Source organism: Neorhizobium sp. LMR1-1-1.1 (assembly GCF_040675795.1).
GTDB classification, from domain to species: Bacteria; Pseudomonadota; Alphaproteobacteria; order Rhizobiales; family Rhizobiaceae; genus Neorhizobium; species Neorhizobium cellulosilyticum.
In genome coordinates, this window is the sequence record NZ_JBEGHE010000049.1 from 1 (window position 1) to 2,421 (window position 2,421).

Consider the following 2,421-nt stretch of genomic DNA (forward strand, 5'->3'; position numbering starts at 1 on the left):
CCCTTGAGACAATCGCTACGATGAGCGATGATCCACTCATCAGCCTGCCAGCAGCAAGCTGACACTCATCCGGCCCTCTGGGATGAGCCGTGGCCGTCTAAGCTACACCACTCCCTGGGACACGATCTTGAGCACTATCTGGAGCATGGCCGTTGCCTGGCATGGACCATTAAAGCGCTTGGCTACCCTTGCCGTCAAAAGCTTTCGGATTGGATCGATGAATATCAGCCCGGCGACAGGCGGCGAGTTCATACCGGCAACTCAAGCGGTACCATCAGATCGGAGCAGCAGAAGCGAACGGCCGTGATCGATCTGTGCTCCAGGCGTGACAGTGCCCGCGTGGTGGCTCAGAAGGTAGGCGTAAGCCGGCAGACGTTGTACGACTGGAAGAACCAGAAACTTGGTCGTGAGGTCCCTGCATCCATGACAAGCCGTCGCAAATTATCACTAACCGCCAGCCGAGACGAGCTCGAGCGTGAACTTGAAGCCCTGCGCAGTGATGTGTAGCGCCTTAAACTCGAACATGATTTGCTTACGAAGGCGAACGAACTCGTAAAAAAAGATCTGGGCATCGATCTGCGGCTCCTGGGAAACCGGGAAAAGACACTGCTGGTTGATGCCCTGCGAGACACATATCCATTAGCAGAACTTCTCATCCTGCTTGAGTTCGCCCGCAGCTCCTATTTTTATCACCGGTCTCTGCTTTCTCTCGAGGACCGATACGCAGATCTTCGCCAGACCATCGTCGTGCTTTTCGAAACCAACCGTAACTGCTACGGCTACAGACGCATTCATGCGGCACTGGCCAAAGGCGGAGAACAGGTCTCCGAAAAGGTGGTCCGCCGCTTGATGAAGCAAGAGCAGTTGGTCGTGACCAATGGTAGGCGGTGTAGACACTGCGCCGGAACATTTGGTCAATCGTGATTTCCATGCTGCAAGGCTCAACGAGAAGTGGCTTACCGATATCACCGAATTCCACCTGCCAGCAGGCAAAGTGTATCTGTCGCCCATGATCGATTGTTTCGATGACCTTGTGGTCAGTTGGTCTGTAAGCACACGTCCAGATGCCCCAGCTCGTGAACACGATGCTTGATGCCGCGATCGAAACAATCACCGGCAGTCCCGACCGACCTATTGTGCACTCCGACCGGGGTGCCCATTATCGCTGGCCCGGCTGGTTGTCCCGTGTGCAGCGAGCTCAACTGATCCGGTCTATGTCACGTAAAGGGTGCTCGCCGGACAACTCGGCCTGCGAGGGGTTCTTTGGGCGGCTGAAAAACGAGATGTTCTATAATCGTACCTGGATCAATACGACCCTGTTCGACTTCATGCAGCAGCTGCATTCCTACATCCAGTGGTACAATGAGCATCGCATAAAGCTCTCACTCGGCGGCTTTGGCCCCGCCGAATACCGCCGAAACCTCGGAACTGCAGCATAAGCAGTCCAAGAATTTGTCCGCACCTCCAAGAGGGGGCAAATCTTCACTTCGCTTGACAAAAGCATGTCAGCGATCCAACGCTCCGGCTTGTAAACGCCCAATGCAGTCGGCATGACATTGAAATCGCCAAGCAGCAGGGCGAGAACGTCCGGCTCCAGAATTTTCATTAGATATTCCTGGAGCCGCCGGAACTAGCGCAGTTTGTAGTCGAACTTGGGGCCTGGGGCAGAGTTGCCGTTCGGCAGGTAGAGGCACCCTATCCGGAGCGGTAGATTTGCGTTTGGGGAAAGGAAGTGGACTTCAGTTGCTGCAGACAAAAACATCCGGCTTGTCTTCCTTTAGCCAACGCAGAAGGATTTCAAGACGACCGTCGATTGCAAATTCCGAGGCAACCCGCCCCCTGATTCCGAAATGATGTCGCCCCCTAATTCCGAGAAATAGTCGCCCCCTCGTTCCGAGATGATGCCGCCCCCTTTTGAGGCATCTTTGAAGGATGTTCTGCAGGTGTGAAGTTTCTTCCCTCGAGGTCGAGGAGGAAGGAACGCAATGCCTGCGGAGAGAGTGGAGATGCGGCGTGTCCGCGAGATACTGAGATATCGGTTTGAGCAAGGACTTGGGCACAAGTCGATTGCGGTACGGGTTGGGACTGCGCCGTCGACGGTGCGCGAGACGCTACGGCGTGCAGCGGTTGCTGGCCTGTCGTGGCCCCTTGGTGACGACGTCAGCGACGCAGTCCTGGAGGCGGCCCTCTACAGGGGGGCCGGGACGAAGATAGGACATCGCCGCGCGCCGGAACCAGATTGGGCGCAGGTCCACCGCGAGCTGAAGCGCAAGCATGTGACGCTGCAGATCCTAGGGACGAATACATCGGTCTTCATCCGGATGGTTATCGCTATAGTCGATACTGCGACCTTTATCGCGGCTGGGCGTTGAAGCTACCGGTGACGATGCGGCAGGATCATGCAGCCGGCGACAAGCTGTT

3 pseudogenes are annotated in these 2,421 nt (G+C 56.1%); 2 read left to right on the forward strand and 1 reads right to left on the reverse strand.

What is annotated here, in order from left to right:
• Nucleotides 1–126 precede the first annotated feature (126 nt).
• Nucleotides 127–1,439: pseudogene (locus tag MRBLMR1_RS25190) on the forward strand (IS3 family transposase); the annotation flags it as partial.
• 41 nt (nucleotides 1,440–1,480) lie between these two features.
• On the opposite strand, the pseudogene MRBLMR1_RS25195 reads toward MRBLMR1_RS25190, so the two are convergent.
• Nucleotides 1,481–1,844 (reverse strand): annotated as a pseudogene (locus MRBLMR1_RS25195) (exonuclease/endonuclease/phosphatase family protein); the annotation flags it as partial.
• Nucleotides 1,845–2,006: 162 nt separating this feature from the next.
• On the opposite strand from MRBLMR1_RS25195, the pseudogene MRBLMR1_RS25200 reads away from it, so the two are divergent.
• A pseudogene (locus MRBLMR1_RS25200) lies at nucleotides 2,007–2,421 on the forward strand (sigma factor-like helix-turn-helix DNA-binding protein); the annotation flags it as partial.